This window comes from Halomonas ventosae (assembly GCF_004361885.1).
GTDB classification, from domain to species: Bacteria; Pseudomonadota; Gammaproteobacteria; order Pseudomonadales; family Halomonadaceae; genus Halomonas; species Halomonas ventosae_C.
This window is the reverse complement of record NZ_SNWH01000063.1, coordinates 1-1,129: the sequence shown is the minus strand read 5'-3', so window position 1 is coordinate 1,129 and position 1,129 is coordinate 1. Positions and strand designations below refer to the sequence as shown.

Annotated in this window: 1 protein-coding gene; it reads right to left on the bottom strand. The window is 69.3% G+C overall.

Annotated elements, in window-relative coordinates:
• Window positions 1-145 precede the first annotated feature (145 nt).
• Window positions 146-1,129: transposase (locus DFO68_RS15405; protein ID WP_208107461.1), on the bottom strand; the 984-nt coding region annotated here is incomplete at its 5' end.

The following is a 1,129-nucleotide window of genomic DNA, read 5'->3' as shown; positions in this document are numbered from 1 at the left end:
TTTCGACATCGCGGGGCCACGCAGCGGCTCAGTGCGTAGCCATTTCTCACCGAATCCCGGCACAGGGCCGAGCGCAGCCCTGCGGGGTCGTGGCCGCATCGGATCGGACTCTGGCTTGGCTGCCGGCTGTGTGGCCGGCACCTCGTCACGCGGCCGGCGGCGGCGCGCGCGCTGCGGGCCGGTAGTGCGCTTGCTCCAGCGCGCCGTGCTTCTCGAAGTGGGCGAGGATGGCGCGGATGGCGGTGGGTTCCTCGATGCTGGCGACGATCCGTACCGCGCCGGCGCAGTGGGCGCAGGTGGTGATGTCGATGGAAAAGACCCGCTTGAGCCGTTGCGCCCAGCTCATCGCACGGCGCTTCTGCTCGGGGCTGCGCGGCTCGTCGTGGGCGCTGACGTCCACTGGCGCCGCATCGCCCGCAGGCCGCTTGCCGCGCCCCGAGGGCGTCAGCTGCGCACGCAGGTTTGCATTCGGGGCGAATACGCCGTGGAAGCGGGTGAGATGCGCGCGAGGTGGCGGGACCAGTGCCGCCAGCTTGGCGATGAAGTCCACCGCATCCCATTCGACATGCGTGGTCCCATTTCGCCACGGCGTCTTGAGCTGATACCGCACCCTACCCTGCGGTGAGATCGACAGCCGCTGCTCGCTGATCGCCGGGCGCGTGATGTAGCGGCACAGCTTTTCGAGCTTGTGGCTTTCGTGTGCTTCCGCGGCCACGCCGGCATGCAGCGAGAAGCCGCCGACCTTGCCGGCGTCGCCCTCCAGCGAGCCTGCGTCACCGGGCAATGTTTGCAGCGTGACGACCTTGCGGCCAGCGTCGCGACCGGTGGCGATGCGGTAGGTCATCGAACTCATCCGCAGCCCATCCATGCCGTCGTCGCTACCCGCGCTGTCGGACAGGAACACGGATTCGTCCTCGCCTTCGAGCCAGCCGCGGCGCGACAGGTGCCGGCACACGCGATGCGCGATGGTGTTGGCGACCTGCGTCAGTTGCGCAGAGGTGGGGGCACGGGCGCGGCGCAGGCGCGGCTTGCGCCGCGGGGGCTCGACGTTCGCGTCGTACACGCCGTCGAGCCACAGCATGTGGAAGTGAACATTCAGGTTCAGCGCGCTGCCGAAGCGCTGGATCAG